Here is an 18,892-nt window from a genome sequence, read left to right on the forward strand (position 1 = left end):
GGCTAAAAATATGAAGTTAAACATATGGTTGAAGTTTATCATTTTAATGACTTTAATAGTACTCCCTTATCGACAGGTGGAAGCACAGGAAACGGTACAGTTTAATGAGAAGAAAATACAGAAGCATATAGAAGAACAAATATCTCAAGCGGGTATTCCTGGACTTTCAGTCGTAATTGTAAAAGGAAACGAAACGATTTATAAGAAGAATTATGGCTATGCCGATACAGACAAAAAACGTCAAGTTACGAATGAGACGCTTTTCGAGCTAGGTTCTACTTCAAAAGCTTTTACGGCATTAGCTGTATTGCAGCTAGAAAAAGAAGGGAAAATTAAACTTAGTGATTCTTTAACTAAATATGTTTCATGGTTTGAAATGGAGTATAAAGGCAAACCTTATGAAATTACACTTTATGACTTATTACACCATACTAGTGGAATACCGGAAAAGGCCATTGGATATATTCCTATAACCAATGGCAAAGATCCTATTGAGAAAACGATTAGAAATGTTATGCCAATAGGACTAAACAAAGAGCCGGGTAGCAGTTTTGAATATTCTACGGTTAACTACGATCTATTAGGCTTAGTAATCGAGAAGGCAACTAATCAATCATTTGAAAGATATGTTCAAGATCATGTGCTATCAAAGTTGGATTTATTGAGTACATACGCTGGACGTGAGATGGCCCCATTAGATAATATGGCCCAGGGTTACAAGCGTAACTTCTTACAATCATTACCCTATGACGCTCCTAATTATAGGGGGAATACACCGGCTGGATATTTTATTTCAAATATAAATGATATGGAAAGATGGTTAAAATTACAGCTTGGGGTTGAAAAGCCTAGGATGTTTCCGGAGGAATTGATTAACGATTCTCATAAAGCGAATAGAAAGGTTGCCCCAGATAGCAATGGAGCTTCATATGCAGCTGGATGGGAGGTCTATCAAAGTGGCGGAGGGGAAATTTCACATGGTGGAAGTAACCCAAATTATTCATCGTATATTGGTTTCCGTGATGAGGAACAGATAGGGGTCGTAGTATTAGCAAATCTGAATAGTAATTACACTTACTATATCGGTAGCAGTCTTTTAAATATGATGATAGATAAAGAAGTTAAACCGTTACTCTATGATGAATATAAGAAAACAGATCAAATAGGAACAGCCTTATTTGTGATCTCATCTTTGTGTTTACTAACGTTATTGGTCATGTTATTTCATTTAATCAGAGAGATTATTTTTAGAAGAAGAAAATTTATATTACCAACGGGAAAAACATGGTTACATATGGTATTAGTTGTTGCGATATATGGGCTAATGATTTATGCACTCTATCAACTACCAAATCTCTTGTTTGGAGGGCTTCCGTGGGCATTTATAAAAGTTTGGGCTCCTTCAACTGTTGTACTTGCAATATATGCAATTGCTGGGGTGGGTTTGGCCTATGTTATCCATACATTCTTAAATCTTTGTTTTCCAAGACAAAAGGGAAAGTCGCTTTTGACTTTAATTGTTTTGGGATTAATATCAGGATTTGGTAATGCCTTTCTCATTTTTGTGATTAATGAAACGTTTGTTAGATCAAATAATTTGGAAAATGGCTTGTTGTTTTACTTTGTACTTGGAATCGTTATGTATGTCTTTTCACAACGTATTATTAGAACTAGTATTGTATCGTATACAAACGAGCTAGTTTATGAAAAAAGGATGGAATTAACAGATAAGTTGTTACAGACTCCTTATTATAAATTGGAGTTGATTGAGAAGGGCCGAATAGAGGCGACATTAAATAACGATACGGAAGTTATCTCTCGTTCTCTCAATCTATTAGTTACTGCTGGAACAAGTTTATTAACGTTACTGTTTTGTTTTCTCTATCTTGGTGTAATGAATATGTATGCCTTTTTACTATCCTTGTGTATCATCTTTATTACTGCAGGGGTATATTCTCTGATCGGACGACAAGCAGATAAAGTTTGGAATGAAACAAGAGATATTCAGAATGTATATTTTCGTTTGATTGGTGATCTAAGGCATGGTTTCAAAGAGCTTAGGCTTCATACTGGAAAACGAAACGATTTTCGAGAAGTTATGAATGAAAGCTGTAATAACTATCGTGTTAAACGAACGATAGGAGATATTAAATTTGCAAATGTGTTTGTTCTGGGAGAACTATTATTCATTTTTGTTATTGGTATTGTAGTTTTTGTATTTCCAGAAATTTTTGTTAATATGCCAAAAGAGACGATAAGTAACTATGTAATTGTTTTTCTGTATATGACAGGTCCAGTTAATGAAATACTGGGCGGTATCCCTCAGCTCGTAAATGTACGTATTTCTTGGCAACGTATTCAACAAATGGTGAAGAGTGTAGATCATATAAAGGCAAATGAGCAAATCGCGACAACAAAAGAGTACTTAGATGTGCCAATTTGTTTGCAGCTACAAAATGTAAGTTATAAGTATAAGAATAAAGATGGAGATTTTACTGGTTTTGGTATTGGTCCAATAGACATGGAGTTTAATTCTGGAGAAATAGTCTTTATTGCTGGTGGTAATGGGAGTGGAAAATCTACTTTATCAAAACTGATTACTGGGCTATATGAACCTAATGAAGGTAACGTTTTATTAAATGGAAAAGAAATAGCTTCAGAGGAATTGAATCAATACTATTCAGCTATCCTGAGTGATTTTCATGTTTTTGATAGGCTATATGGAATTAATACAGAAGGAATGAAAACAGAAATCGATCATTATTTAGAACTTCTCCAACTGAGTGACAAGGTTGGCATTGAGAATGGGCGTTTTACTACTACGCAACTATCAACTGGACAAAAGAAAAGGTTGGCATTGCTGGTTACGTATTTGGAAGATCGACCTATACTTTTATTTGATGAATGGGCAGCGGATCAAGATCCTGGTTATAGACGCTTCTTTTATGAAGAATTGTTACCTCAAATGCGAGCGAAGGGTAAATGTATTATTGCTATTACTCACGACGATCAATATTTTCATTTAGCAGATAAGCTTTTAGTGATGGAGATGGGAACTGTGAAAATGAATAAAACAAAGGAGGCATTATCATGAGTAAGGAAATTAAATGTGTTGTTTGGGACTTAGATTGTACAATTTGGGATGGTGTTTTATTAGAGAGTGGCACAGTTACTTTAAAACCTGGAATTTATGAAATTATATGTGAATTAGATCGACGTGGAATACTGCAATCAGTTGCTAGTAAAAATAATTACGAAGATGCAATAGCTAAATTACGGGAATTTGGAATAGAAGAGTACTTTTTATATCCAGAGATTCATTGGAACTCTAAATCTAGTTCCATTGAGAAAATTAGTAAAAATTTAAACATAGGTATTGATACTTTTGCGTTCATTGATGACCAACCTTTTGAATTAGAGGAAGTACAGAGTGTTCACAATGATATCCTGTGTATACATGTAAATGAATATAAGTCGTTATTAGACTTGCCACGACTACAACCAAAAAGAATTACAGAAGACTCACGTCGTCGAAGACTGATGTATTTAGAAAATCTTAAGAGAACGAAGGATGAAGAAAAATATGAAGGCCCAAAAGAAGAATTTTTAGCTTCACTTGGGATGAATTTTGTGATTAGTGAGGCTCGTGAGGAAGATTTGCAGCGTGCAGAGGAGTTAACAGTACGTACGAATCAATTAAATTCGACTGGTATTACCTATGATTATGATGAATTAAACTATTATCGTAATCATCCAGATTATTTATTATTAGTTTGTGAGTTATCAGATAAATATGGCTCCTATGGGAAGATTGGTTTAACACTTGTAAAAAGGACGGAGGAAGCCGACTGCCTAAAACTTCTTCTCATGTCTTGTCGTGTAATGTCCCGTGGCGTTGGTACTATACTCCTCACATATCTAATGGAAAGAACAAAACAGGCAGGTAAACGCTTTTTGGCTGAGTTTCGACAGACTGACCGTAACCGTATGATGTTTGTTACGTACCGATTAGCTGGATTTAAGGAAACTAGCAACGAAAATGGAATATTAATTTTAGAACATAATCTTGAGAATATAAATCCTTATCCTCACTATATTAATATACAATTTCCGGAAACACCAACGGATGTGGATAGAGGGGAAGTGGAAATATGCAACAAACAATTGTAAAGCATTCTCTTACGCATCCACAAAAAAGAGTTTGGTATAATGAACAAATTTATCCAAACACATCTATGTATAACATCGGAGGGATGGTTCTTATTAATGGGGAAATTAATTTTACAATTTTAGAAAAAGCAATTCAATTATTCATTAAGAAAAATGATGGTTTACGTCTACGGATTTTTCAACAACATAGAGAACCCCACCAATATATATCACCATTTGAACCTACACCAATACGTTTAATTGATTTTTCTAATCACCATAATCCAAGTTTAGAAGCTAGAAAATGGGCCCAGGATGAATTTCAAAAACAAATTCCACTTGAAGGAGGCCCTCTGTTTGAATTTGTGCTCTTGAAAATAAGTGATGTAGAAAGCTCCTATTTTGTTAAGTTTCATCATATTATAGCTGATGGTTGGACAATCCAACTTATGACGAGTCAAATTATCGATTTTTACTCTAAGTTAAAGAATGATGAGCATATAAATGATACGGTTGAATCTACTTATCTGTCTTATTTACAAGCAGAGGAGAAATATCTGGAATCCCCTCGATACGTAAAAAATAAGAATTATTGGAATGAGAAATTTATGAATCTGCCAGATTTCTTTTTATCAAAAACATCTCATTCTCTAGAAGGGAAACGAAAGATATTTTTAATTGAAAAAGAAAAATCGGTTGCACTACAGTCTTTTATACAAAAACATAGAATATCTATGAATACATTATTTTCAACCTTTATGCTTATTTATATTCATAAAATGTATGATCAATCAGACATAATTATTGGATCTCCTGTACTAAATCGTTCCGGCGTACTAGAAAAGAAAATAGTGGGTATGTTTACTAGCACAATGCCGTTACGGTTAAATGTGGATGAAGATGAGAGTGTTCTATCTTTCATTAAAAGAGTAAATCATGAAATAAAACAATGTCTATTTCACCAGCGTTATCCTTATAACTTATTGGTAAAAGACTTGCAATTGACTAGTAAAGGATACGATGGTTTATTTCAATATAGTGTGAATTATTATAATACAAAACTTAAAAATACTATCGATGGATTTTCTTTAGAAAACGTGGAGTTTTATAGTGGCTACCAAGCCTATTCATTGCAGTTAGTTATTAAGGAATGGGCAGATGAAGGTTTAGAAATTCAATATGATTATAAAGTCGCGGATTTTGAAGAAGATCAAATCAATTGTATGCATGAGAGGTTTTTAGCTTTAATAGAACAAGTTTTACGTAATGAAGACCAATCGATAAAAGAATTATCTTTGTTATCGGATGATGAACAAAAGTTTATGTTAGAGAAATTTAACAATACAGCTATTGTGTATCCGAAAGAAAAAACTATTCAAGAATTATTTGAAGAACAAGTAAAACAGACACCAGAAAAAATAGCAATTCAACATGCTGATAGATCAATGACTTTTCTTGAATTAAATAAGAAATCTAATCAGTTAGCAAGAAAGTTACGAGATAAAGGAGTCGAAAATGGTCAAGTCGTGGGTATACTAGCTAAACATTCACTTGAGATAGTAATTGCAATTTGGGGAGTTATTAAGGCTGGAGGTACATATTTGCCTATAGATCCTTCCTACCCAGAGGACCGAATTCGTTATATTTTGAATGATAGCGGCACAACATTACTTTTAACTGACTATACAAATGAGGGTAATTTAGAATATTTAGGTGAGAAAATTAATATATGTGATCAGAAACTTTATGAAGGAGATAATGCCAATCTAACCCTAGTAACTGCACCAAATGATCCAATATATATAATTTATACCTCTGGAACCACGGGGAATCCTAAAGGAACTGTAATTACTCAACGTGGATTGGTTAACTATATTTCCTGGGCTAAAAAGAACTATATTAGTAGTGAAAATGATGTTTTCGCATTATATTCATCCGTTTCTTTTGATTTAACAGTAACTTCAATATTCACTCCTTTAATAAGTGGTTTATTGTTAGTAATATATCATGATAATGAAGATGAGTTTATTTTGTCAAAAATCCTAAAGGAAAATGTAGTAACAGTGTTGAAAGTTACGCCTTCACATTTAGCATTGTTAAATAACTATTCACCCCCAAGAGTTTCATCTCTTCGCAGATTGATTGTGGGTGGAGAGGATTTGAAAACCTCAGTAGCCGAAAAGATATATGATCTTTTTAGCGGTAAAGTTGAAATAATTAATGAATATGGACCAACTGAAACTGTGGTTGGATGTATGATTCATCGTTATGATCCAGATCTAGATCGAAGAGCATCCGTACCAATTGGTACACCAGCTGATAATGTTCAAATATATTTATTGGATAAGAATCTTCAGCCGGTTCCTATTGGTGTAAAAGGAGAAATTTATATATCGGGTGATGGGGTAGCTAAAGGTTATTTAAATCGTCCGGATTTAACAGCGCAACGTTTTTTATCCAATCCATTTATTTCGAGTGAGAAGATGTATCGAAGTGGTGACTTAGCTGTCATGTTGCCAAATGGATTAATCGAGTATCAAGGACGGATGGATTCTCAAGTGAAAGTTAAAGGATATCGTATTGAAATAGGGGAAGTTGAGAATGCACTGTTACAACACAAGTCTGTTAAAGATGTAGTAGTGGTGAATTGGCAAGGTGAGGATAATTCAAACCATCTAGTCGCTTACATTGTTTTGAAAGACAGTGTTCAAAATATAGAAATACGCAGCTTTATTTCGCATATGCTACCAAGTTATATGATTCCTTCATTTTTTATCTATATGGATCAGCTACCGCTTACTATCAATGGAAAGGTAGATCGTCAAGCGTTGCCAGATCCGATGTTAAATAACGCTTCTAACCATACTCATTTAGAAGAAGTAGATGAAGATGTTACTGGAATGGTTAGTGAAGTTCTCAAGGAAATATTACAGACTGATAGGATCGAATTGCATAGTAATTTTTATCATTTAGGTGGAGATTCTATTAAAGCGATCCAAGTGAGCGCTAGATTACAAGAACTGGGATGGAAAGTTAGAGTTAAAGATGTACTAAATTATCCAGTTGTAAGTGAATTGGCAGCAATGTTAGTTAAACAAAAAGATGTTACAGTCTCACAAACATTGGTAACAGGAAAGGTAGAGCCTACTCCTATTATGCGTTGGTTCCTTGATCAACAGTTTAAGAACCCGCATCATTGGAATCAATCGGTATTACTGTCTTTGAAGAAGCCGGTTAAAGAAGAATATGTTAATAAGATGTTAAATACGATCATGCATCATCATGATTTGTTACGGTTAAGGTATGAGAATAAGCAGGATTACTTCTATTATGACGAAGATATGTCCATTGTTGATTCTAAGGTTACCATGTTTGATTTGTCTGAAATTCCAATTGAAATGGCTTTGAATCAGGTTCATATAAAAGGTGAAGAGTTAAAAGGAAGTTTAAATTTGAATGTAGGACCATTATTTAAAGGGGCCTTATTCCAGCTTTCAAATGATCAACAGTTGTTGTTATTAACTGCACACCATCTTATTGTTGATGCTGTGTCCTGGCGTATTTTAATTGAAGATGCAAACCGATGTTTGAATAGCTTGTATTTAGGAGAAGTTCCATCGCTACCATTAAAAACTAACTCTTTCCAAGATTGGTCTGAAGCTTTAAATAGTCGAGGCGTTAATTTAGTACGTGCTGAATTAGATTATTGGGAATCCATAGATAACACGCTAGATAATAATTTTCAAATTAATAGAGAAAAAGAAAATAGTACTGTTGAAAGTTGTACTACTCTTACCTTTACATTGAATGCAGATGATACAAGAAAACTATTAACTACTGCAAATGTGCCTTACAATACACAGCCAATGGAGTTGTTACTTGCTGTGTTGACAGAAAATTTAGGTAAATATACAAACCAAGATCAAATTAAATTTGAGTTAGAAGGTCATGGTCGAGAGGAATTATTTGAGCATCTTGATATTTCACGTACAGTAGGGTGGTTTACGACGATGTATCCTATTGTATTACAAGTTTCGCATAATATTGCTAATCAAATAAAGAGTGTTAAAGAAGAAGTTCGTAAAATACCTAATAAGGGAATTGGATATGGAATTCTTAAAGAGAGGTTTCCTTCTTGTAAAGATTTAACTCAAAATACAATTCGTTTTAACTATTTAGGAGAGATAGATAATTCTCTCGGGGATGGATGGTTTACTATTGTTGATTATCAAAGTGGCAGTGAACAATCAAAAGATAATCATATTACTGCATTATTAGATATTGTGGCCATGGTTAAGAATAAAAATTTAGAAATTCATGTGACATTTAGTACAAGTCATTTTCAAAAGAATTTTGTAGAAAATTTATTTTCAGATTATCTAGAACGACTACAGATATATATCCAATCCTGTTGTCAAATGCAAACAAAAGAATTTACTTCATCAGATTTTGAAACCTTAAACCTTAGTGATGAAGAAATTGATAATTTGTTTGACTAAACAACTATTTGATGAAAATTTTATTTAATAAAGGAGAAGTCACTTGAGAAAATTAATGAAAGATTTATCGCCAGGATTGAATAGTAACAAATATTTGGTTTGTGTTCCTTATGCTGGGGGCTATTCGAATTCTTTTTTACCTTTAAAGAATTATTTGCCGAAAGATATAAAACTTATTTCATTTGATCCCCCAGGCCATGGTCCCAATCTTTCTCCACTAGTTGATAACATAGATGATCTTGTTAATTTATATTTAATGGAGATGCAACCAATTTTAGAGGGAGAAGTTACATTATTTGGCCATAGCATGGGAGGAATTATAGTTCACCGTATGGCTCAAATTTTAGAAAGTAAAGGTATAAATCCTAAAAATGTTATTATCTCAGCTATGAATCCACCGGAAATAAGAAGAAAAACAAATCATTTAGATGATAAAGACTTTATAGATTATATAAAGTCTTTGGGAGGATTACCGGATGAAGTATTACAACATCAGGAGCTTTTAAACTATATCCTTCCAGTCATTCGATCAGACTTTCGCGCCATTGAGAATTATATAAATGATGACACAACATTGTTGAAAGCGCCCCTATACATTATTAGTGGAACAACAGACTCCAATTATACAGTAAAAGGGGCTAAGAAGTGGGTAGAATGGGGCAATGAGGTTCATTTTCTAACAGTGAATGGTGCTCATATGTTTTTACTACATCAAGCTGACATCGTGGGCGAGTTAATTATGAAAATACTAGATAGGGTAAAATCTGTGAAGTAAAAAAATTAAGAGATGTATCTGAGTAAGAGAAAAGTGCATTTCTATGCTTTATGTTGAAACTTCTATCGCTAAAGTAGCAATCTAATTGGTCGTCATTGGGAGTTTTATTACCGAGGAAGAAAACTCCCAATGACGAGTATGATTGTGCCCCCTCATGATAAAACGGATGGGTCTATGGGGAACATAACCACTAAATATGTAGTATTTAGTATCAATATCATAGAGAATGGTGGGAAGAAAAAATGCTTGATAAATTTACCCAGCAGGTTTTATTATCTAGTGAAAAATTTAAAAAAGAAAAAGAATATTGGTTAGACAAGTTATCAGGTGATGTTGAGTTAAGTAGATTTCCTTGTGATTGTCTGTCTTTAAATAGTATTCAGGCTTCTAAAGAAAGTTATTATTGTCAATTCCCATCGGATATTGCGAAGAGAGCTGTAGCAATTAGCAATAATTCTGATATGTTACTGTACACTATTTTATTATCAGGTGTGAAATATCTCTTAAGTAGATATACCGATAGGGATGATGTAGTAATTGGAATGCCAGTTTTTAAGCAAGGTCAAGAAGAGACGGTTTTTCAAAACAACTTTTTATTATTACGTACTCAAATAAATCAAGAAGATAATTTCAAAGAAATAATATATAAAATTAAAGAAACAATTTTAGAGTCAAATGAACATTGTCATTTTCCTTTTAATAAACTTACTCAATTATTAAGTCTAGGTGGAGAGAGTAATAATCTTCCCTTATTAAATACAATAGTAATGTTAGATGGTATTCATTGTTATGAGAGTACAGATAAAATAAACTCTGATATGGTTATTAGGTTTATGAAAAATGAAGAACAGTTAAAGGTTCAAGTAGATTACAATTCAACTTTATATAGTGAAGGATTAGTTAGTAGAATAGTTAATCATTTATATAATATTTTAGATATATTAATGAAAGATCCAAATAAATCTGTAATGGATCTAGATGTAATGTCTAAAACAGAAAAGAATCAAATATTATATGATTTCAATCATACGACTAGAGTTCATAAAACATTACTTTGTGAGACTGTAACAGCTCCTCAATTATTTGAAGAGCAGGTAAAACAGAATCCTAATCAAATAGCGATTGTATGTAATGAAAAAGAAATTACATATAAGCAATTAAATATAAAAGCTAATCAGTTAGCGAGAAGGTTATTAGACCAGGGAGTTAAAAGAGAATCCATTGTTGGTGTGATGATGGAACGCTCTATTGAGATGATTGTAGGCATATTAGGTATCTTAAAAGCGGGTGGGGCGTATTTAGCGATTGATACCGATTTACCAAAACAAAGAGTGGAATACATGCTGACAGATAGTGGGTGTTCACATGTACTAACATATCAAAACTCTATTATAAAGGGAGTAGCATTCCAAGGTAGTGTAATAAATCTAATGGATATTCCTTTTGAAGAAGAACAAGTAGAAGATTTGCAGATAACGATGGAACCTCACAACTTGGCATATGTTATTTATACATCAGGTTCTACAGGCCAGCCCAAAGGGGTAATGATTGAACATCGTTCCTTAACTAATTTTTTGTGTGCAATGTATGAGGACTTCTCTCAAAATATAGGGATAACTGATAATGTTCTATTCTCAAGTAGTATCTCTTTTGATGTTACTATATTTGAAATATTTGTCCCATTGGTCTATGGCGCAAGAATGACTATTTATCAAGGTGAGAAGTTTGATGTACCAAAACTTGTACAAGTCATTCTTGAGGAACAGGTCACGTTATCATATATTCCACCTACTTTATTAAATGAAATATATGATTATTTTGTTAGAGATAACCAGAAGATAGTGTTAAATAAGCTACTTGTAGGAGTAGAACCAATTAAAACAGAATTACTCGCAAAATACGATCATCTATTTAGGGGGAACCTCCAAATATTAAATGGATACGGACCTACAGAGGCTACAGTCTGTTGTACAACTTATCGATATGAGAGTGATAAAAAAATTACAACACAAAACGTACCGATAGGTTCGCCATTGTTAAATACTAAAATTTATATATTGGATTCATTTCACAGGATACAACCTATAGGTGTTCCAGGAGAAATATGTATTTCTGGCATAGGTTTAGCTAGAGGATACATCAATCGAAAAGAATTAACAGCAGATAAATTTATTGATCATCCATTTGAACCTGGTGAGAAATTATATAAAACAGGAGATATAGCAAGGTGGCTACCTGATGGTAACATAGAATACTTGGGACGAGTTGATCATCAAGTGAAAATAAGGGGATATCGAATAGAACTAGGTGAGATAGAAGCAAGTTTGTTAAAATATGAGACAATCAAAACCGCCGTAGTAATACAGCGAGAAGATGAAAGTGGAGAAAAGTATTTATGTGCGTATGTAGTTACCGAAAAAGATATTCCTATTCCAGAGGTGAGAGCATATTTAGCAACAAAGTTACCATATTATATGATACCTCAACAGATCATACCCATTCAAAACATACCGTTAACACAAAACGGAAAAATAGATAGAAAAAAATTACCTCAACCTATTTATAATTTAAAATCTAGTCATATAGAGCCGACAAATTCTACAGAAAGAAAATTAGTTGAGATTTGGAAAGATGTTTTAGGAATTCAAAGGGTAGGAATACAGGATAACTTTTTTGAGATAGGTGGTCATTCGTTAAAGGCTGCTAAGTTAATTTCTATTGTTAATAAAGAATTTGATGTGCAATTATCTATTAAAATCCTATTTAAATTTCCTGTTTTGATTGATTTTTCAAAATGTATATTAGAAATGGAAAAAAGTAATTATATTTCCATAGAACCTATAAAACAACAAGAGTATTATTTAGCTTCTACGTCACAAAAGAGAATGTTTATAGTAGATCAATTCGAAGATGGTACAAATACAACTTATAATATGCCCACAATACTTAAAGTAGAAGGGGATATTTGTAAAGATAAGTTTGAAAATATATTTCAATCTTTAATACAAAGACATGAAATATTAAGAACTTCTTTTCAAATTTTAGATGGAGAATTAGTGCAGAAAATTGAGCCTAATGTAGAATTCAATATTAAATACGTTCATGTAAATGAAAAAGATGCGGATTATTTAATACATGAGTTTATAAGTCCATTTGATTTATCAAAAGCGCCATTATTAAGAGTGTTGCTTTTAAGGATAGCTGAAGAAAGACATATCCTTGTAGTAGATATGCATCATATAATCTCTGATGGTTTATCAATGGGGATATTAATAAAAGAGTTTGTAGAATTGTATAAAGGAAATGAACTTCCAAAATTGAGAGTGCAGTACAAAGACTATGTGATGTGGCAAAATGGAACTTACTATAAGAATCTAATTAGTGAACAAAAGAATTATTGGTTAACAACTTTAAAAGGAAAACTCCCGGTTTTAAATTTCCCAACCGATTTTCAAAGACCGACTATACAAAGCTTTAAAGGTAAGGTTTGTTCCTTTAATTTGGGAACAGATTTAACTTTTAAAGTAAATAAGCTAGCAACTGAAACTGGTACCACGCCATATATGATTTTATTGGCCATTTATAACATACTTTTATCTAGATACACAGGTCAAGAAGACATTATTGTAGGTTCACCAATTGCTGGAAGGTCTCATTCTGATACTAATCATATGATTGGTATGTTTATTAATACTTTGGTAATGAGAAATTATCTAGAAAATGACGATGAGTTCATTGAGTTTTTGAGTAGATTAAAACTTAATACATTAGAAGCTTATGAAAATCAAGACTATCCTTTTGAAGAACTATTAGAAGATTTAGACTTGCATAGGGATACAAGTAGAAATCCATTATTTGATACCATGTTTGTTTTTCAAAATATGGATATGAATCCAATATCTATTGGTGAATTAGAATTTACACCGTATCAATTTAAACAGTCAGTTTCAAAATTTGATTTGTCATTAGTAGCAACGGAAATAGATAATAACATTCATTTAAAAGTAGAATATAGTACTAAGTTATTTAAAGCGGAGACAATAGAAAGGTTAATGGTACATTTTACAAATATAGTTCAGGAAGTAACTAATAACCCTAAAATACGATTGCGTAATATTAATATGTTATCTGTAGAAGAAGAACATTGTATAATGAATGAATTTAACAAAAAAGAGAATTCAAATTCTAATCATTTTTTAGTGCATAAAATGTTTGAAGAACAAGTGAAACGGAACCCTAATCAAATAGCCGTTGTATGTAATGAAAAAGGAATTACATATAATGAGTTAAATATAAAAGCTAATCGGTTGGCGAGAAGGTTATTAGACCAAGGGGTTAAAAGAGAATCCATTGTTGGCGTGATGATGGAACGCTCTATCGAGATGGTTATAGGTATATTAGGTGTCTTAAAAGCAGGTGGGGCGTATTTACCAATTGATACTGACTTACCAAAACAAAGAGTGGAGTATATGCTTATAGACAGTGGATGTTCACATGTATTAGTACATCAAAACTCTATTATAAAGGAGATAGAATTCCAAGGTAATGTAATAGATCTAATGGATATGTCTTTTGAAGAAGGGCAAGGAGAAGACATGCAAATGATGATAGAACCTCACAACTTAGCGTATGTTATTTATACATCAGGTTCTACAGGAAAACCTAAAGGCGTAATGATTGAACATCGATCCTTAACGAATTTTGTGTGTGCAATGTATGAAGATTTCTCTCAAGATATAGGGATATCTGATAACGTTCTATTCTCTAGTAGCATCTCTTTTGATGTTACCATATTTGAAATATTTGTCCCATTGGTATATGGCGCAAGAATGACTATTTATCAAGGTGAGAAGTTTGATGTACCAAAACTTGTACAAGTCATTCTTGAGGAACAGGTCACGTTAGCATATATTCCACCTACTTTATTAAATGAAATATATGATTATTTTGTTAGAGATAACCAGAAGATAGTGTTAAATAAGCTACTTGTAGGAGTAGAACCAATTAAAACAGAATTACTCGCAAAATACGATCATCTATTTAGGGGGAACCTCCAAATATTAAATGGATACGGACCTACAGAGGCTACAGTCTGTTGTACAACTTATCGATATGAGAGTGATAAAGAAATTACAACACAAAACGTACCGATAGGTTCGCCATTGTTAAATACTAAAATTTATATATTGGATTCATTTCACAGGATACAACCTATAGGTGTTCCAGGAGAAATATGTATTTCTGGCATAGGGTTAGCTAGAGGATACATCAATCGAAAAGAATTAACAGCAGATAAATTTATTGATCATCCATTTGAACCTGGTGAGAAACTATATAAAACAGGAGATATAGCAAGGTGGCTACCTGATGGTAACATTGAATACTTGGGCCGAGTGGATCATCAAGTAAAAATAAGGGGATATCGAATAGAACTAGGTGAGATAGAAGCGAGTTTGTTAAAATATGAGACAATCAAAACGGCCGTAGTAATAGATCAAGAAGATGAAGATGGAGAAAAGTATTTATGTGCATACGTAGTTACCGAAAAAGATATTAGTATTCCAGAGGTAAGAGCATATTTGGCAACAAAGTTACCACATTATATGATACCTCAACAACTCATACCAATTCACAATATACCATTAACACAAAATGGGAAAATAGATAGAAGCAAGTTACCAAAGCTAAATACAATGAGCAATAGTAATTATGTACCACCAAGAAATGAAATAGATAGTAGTTTAATTGATATTTGGAGTAGTATATTAGGCGTAAATAATATTGGTATAAATGATAATTTCTTTGAATTAGGTGGTCATTCTCTTAAGGGATTAAAGTTATTCGAAAATATCAAGAGAATGTTTAATGTGCAACTGCCATTAAGTTTATTATTTCAAAAGGCTACTATTGAACAATTAAGTGATGTAATAAGTAGGAATAAAGGAATAGACAGTGAGTGTTTAATTCCAATTCAAAATGGAACAAACAAGGATAGTCAATGGTTCATTGTTCATGGGCAAGGCGGGGGTATATTAAACTATTATGATTTGGCTAGAGAATTAGGAGAGGATAAGACTGTATATGGGTTACAATCTATAGGATATGATGATGGTAGATTTCCAAACTTATCTGTAGAGGAAATGGCGGTAAGATATATAGAAGAGATTAAACAAGTAAAAAAGGAAGGGCCATATACCTTATTAGGATGGTCTTTTGGAGGGATAGTTGCATTTGAAATGGCTAGAAAATTAGAAGAACTAGGTGATAAAGTTAGTTTTCTAGGTTTACTTGATGTTCATCCTATTGAACAAGGTAAGGAGATTCTTAGTTTAAATATTAGGAATGCGTTTGAAGAATTGGAAAAATTCAATGATCAGTTAGGGATTGAGAAAAATAGTTTTGAGCAAATGAGTGAAGAACAATTAATAGAATCTTTACTGAAAAAATTTACATTGAATGAAAATAGTTGTCAGCAAAATTTTGAAGATCCAATGATGAATAAGTTAAAAGTAATGATAGCTAATAGATATGCATACCTAAAATATAATTGTAAACAAAAAATAAAAGCAGATATCTTTCTATTTAATGCATCTATTAATGACATTCACCCACTAGTAGATTATAACAGATGGAATGAATATACATCAGGGGAAGTATACGCTTTGCAAGTGCCAGGTTCCCATCTGAGTATGTTAGTGAAACCGCATATTCATGAATTGGTAAAGAGTATAAAAATGAATTTTAAACAAATGCTCTTATTAGCACATGTAAATAAGTGAAATATTATTTAAAATTGTACACTATTAGTTTTCTAAAAGTCTCATAAATTCGTGTATAACATATTATGAGACTTTTTTCTTTGAGCCCATTCAATAATAAACATAAGAGGTTGGAAAATATGAATGTGAAATAGAATATTATCCCCTGAAAATGTTTTTTACTATCAAAAATAAATAGGAATTGTTCATTGAGAGTTTTTAAATTTATATAAGATGTTAGGTGGGAAGGAAATAATGAATATATATAAGGTACGTGTGCCAGGAAATATAGAACATAATATTATGCAGAAACTTATGCGTTTGGTCTCAAAAGAAAAGCAGATGAAAATACAGAAATATAAAAGAAAGCCCGACCAATATAGCGCCTTAATTGGAGATATTATAATAAGATATTTAATTACTACAAATTTCTCAAAAGAAAATAAAGATATTAAATATAAATACAATGAATACGGAAAGCCTTATGTTGATGAGTTAAATAATTTTCATTTTAATATATCACATTCCGAAAGTTGGGTTGTTGGAGCTATTCATGAGGAAGAAGTAGGAATAGATGTAGAAAAAGTCCGGCCCATAGATACTACAATGATTAAAAATATTTTTACTGAGGAAGAATTTAATTATTTAAATTCATTAAATGTAGAACAACAATTAGATGTGTTTTATGAATTATGGACTATAAAAGAAAGTTTTGTTAAATGGATAGGGAAAGGACTAACTATACCTTTAAACTCTTTTGTTATTAATAAAAATACAATATTTTATGGTGACATGCTATCTAATGAGGTTTATTATAAAAAGTTTACTATTGGTAAAGATTATAAGCTTTCTTGTTGTGCTTCTTTAGATAGTTTTCCAGAATCAATAATTGAAATTGATTTTGTTGATTTGTGTAATTACTTTATAGAAGATAAGCATTCTTACATAGTTTAAAATGATCGATATTTCCCTAAGGAAAGAAAATTTTCGGGAATTTAATTTTGAAAATTCTAAAAGTAAAGATCTGAATAAGTAATTAAACTTGCTGGATATGCAATTATTTTACGTTTAATAGATTACTTTTTGTATATATTAGTATGTCATTCATTGTTTGTTTACTTAGATCAATAGTTGCAATAACAATTGTTAACGTTGTAGCTGTAACAATTAAGAGATTATCATAACTACTAATAGCGAGCCAGTAGAAGGAGTATATCTCTTTTAAAGAGGGCTCTTTAATAACTGCAGCAGTAATTTGCATTTTAACTGACAATCTGGAAAACGATACTTTTGAATGGATGGGTTTTTTAGAGATGGGGCTATAAAAGAAACGGCCAACATTGTATGTATATTATTAGTAAAAAAGAGAATACAAGTATAAATTGACAGAAAATTGATAAAAGAATTGAGAAAGCTGAAAATTCAGTATTTTGAGTATATTTTTAGCGTTGTAGTGTGTAATATATTCAGCAGAGCTATATCATAAAAAATAGCAATATAGACTAACAATAGAATTATATTTAAGTATTTATGAGTAAAAATAGTATTGGAGTTCATACAGGCTATATGTCAACTGCTATAAATTAGTTTAAAAACAAATATAGAAAAGTGTGGTAATGGATCCACATGAATTATATTTGTAATCTATTATTTTTTACCTTAGCGGTTTTAATAGTTTTTATTTACATACATATGTAAATACATTTTTGTTACATGCACTTATTCAAAAGGGAGGTAATATAATAATGGCTATTCGAAAACATTTAATTACTCTTGAGGATCTTACTGATAGTGATATTAACCAAATTGTAACTCGTGGGGTAGAGTTTGCCACAGGTAAATCGCAACCTAATCAAATATTAGCTGGAAATATAATTGGGATTTACTTCCGTAAAACATCGACTAGAACTCGATCGGCATTTTCTGTTGCAGCATTAAAGATGGGTGCACAAATTGTATCGTATGGTCCAAATGATTTGCAAGAAAATACAGGGGAGTCTATAGAAGACACTACTCAAGTACTTTCGCGAATGCTGGATGGACTAGTAGCAAGAACTGCAGATAGTCAAAAGGAAATGGAAAAACTGGCATCTCAAAGTCGTATGGCAGTCATTAATGCAATGAGTGCGGAAGAACATCCAACACAAGCACTAACAGACCTAACAACAATGAAACAAAAATTTGGTGAAATAGCTGGATTACGGGTTTTATATATGGGAGAAGGTAATAACAGTGCAGCAGCTCTAGCTCTTTCTTTATCTCGTTTTCCAGGTACAGAGTTATATCTTTTTACACCTGCTGGTTATGGAGTGTCTCCAAGTGTACTTGAAAAATCAAAAGAATATGCACGATTTTCTGGTGCTAAAGTTATTGAATGTCATGATATAAAAATGTTACCTAGTGAAGTGGATGTTGTATATACAACAAGGTGGCAAACAACAGGGACAAGCAAAATAGATCCTTTATGGAAAGATGCATTTAATCCATTTGCAGTGACAGAGGAAATTTTGACTTTATATCCGGAAGCTACTTTTATGCATGACCTCCCAGCACACCGGGGTGAAGAAGTAGCAGCAACAGTTATTGATGGACCGAAAAGTATTGTATTTACCCAAGCCGAAAACAAGCTAAATAGTGCTATGGCAGTACTTGAATGGTGCTTAGCTTACCGATACTAAAGAATCTAGCATTTATTGTCTTTCAGCTATAAG

The 18,892-nt window shown here is 32.2% G+C and carries 8 protein-coding genes; 7 read left to right on the top strand and 1 reads right to left on the bottom strand.

The window, feature by feature from the left end:
• Positions 1-10: 10 nt before the first annotated feature.
• The 6 genes from ACTFO4_RS24905 to ACTFO4_RS24930 all read left to right on the top strand — a co-directional run bounded on the left by ACTFO4_RS24905 (position 11) and on the right by ACTFO4_RS24930 (position 17,135).
• Positions 11-3,094 (top strand): cyclic peptide export ABC transporter, encoded by a 3,084-nt coding sequence (locus ACTFO4_RS24905; protein WP_440014495.1) that lies wholly within the window; start codon positions 11-13, stop codon positions 3,092-3,094.
• Complete coding sequence (locus ACTFO4_RS24910) at positions 3,091-4,170, top strand: HAD-IIIC family phosphatase (protein ID WP_440014496.1); 1,080 nt, start codon at positions 3,091-3,093, stop codon at positions 4,168-4,170. The genes ACTFO4_RS24905 and ACTFO4_RS24910 overlap by 4 nt, the downstream gene beginning before the upstream one ends.
• Positions 4,152-8,648 carry an amino acid adenylation domain-containing protein gene (locus ACTFO4_RS24915; RefSeq protein ID WP_440014497.1) on the top strand — a complete coding sequence of 1,499 codons (4,497 nt, stop codon included), beginning with the start codon at positions 4,152-4,154 and terminating at the stop codon, positions 8,646-8,648. Before ACTFO4_RS24910 ends, ACTFO4_RS24915 begins: the two co-directional genes overlap by 19 nt.
• Before the next feature lie 43 nt (positions 8,649-8,691).
• A complete protein-coding gene (locus ACTFO4_RS24920) occupies positions 8,692-9,423 on the top strand; it encodes a thioesterase II family protein (RefSeq protein WP_440014498.1) in 732 nt (243 codons plus the stop codon).
• Positions 9,424-9,665: 242 nt separating this feature from the next.
• Positions 9,666-16,202, top strand: a complete 6,537-nt coding sequence (locus ACTFO4_RS24925; RefSeq protein WP_440014499.1) for an amino acid adenylation domain-containing protein — start codon at positions 9,666-9,668, stop codon at positions 16,200-16,202.
• A 234-nt stretch (positions 16,203-16,436) separates the two neighbouring features.
• Positions 16,437-17,135, top strand: a complete 699-nt coding sequence (locus ACTFO4_RS24930; RefSeq protein ID WP_074625121.1) for a 4'-phosphopantetheinyl transferase family protein — start codon at positions 16,437-16,439, stop codon at positions 17,133-17,135.
• 103 nt (positions 17,136-17,238) lie between these two features.
• Here ACTFO4_RS24930 and ACTFO4_RS24935 read toward each other — a convergent pair whose 3' ends face one another.
• On the bottom strand, positions 17,239-17,442 hold the full coding sequence (locus ACTFO4_RS24935; RefSeq protein ID WP_153582165.1) for a hypothetical protein: 204 nt from the start codon (positions 17,440-17,442) through the stop codon (positions 17,239-17,241).
• 484 nt (positions 17,443-17,926) lie between these two features.
• Between ACTFO4_RS24935 and ACTFO4_RS24940 the strand changes: the two genes are divergently transcribed.
• Entirely contained in the window at positions 17,927-18,859 is a 933-nt protein-coding gene (locus tag ACTFO4_RS24940; RefSeq protein ID WP_001007707.1) for an ornithine carbamoyltransferase, read from the top strand.
• Positions 18,860-18,892: the final 33 nt, after the last annotated feature.

Source organism: Bacillus cereus group sp. MYBKT14-1, assembly GCF_051915185.1.
Taxonomy (GTDB): Bacteria; Bacillota; Bacilli; order Bacillales; family Bacillaceae_G; genus Bacillus_A; species Bacillus_A cereus.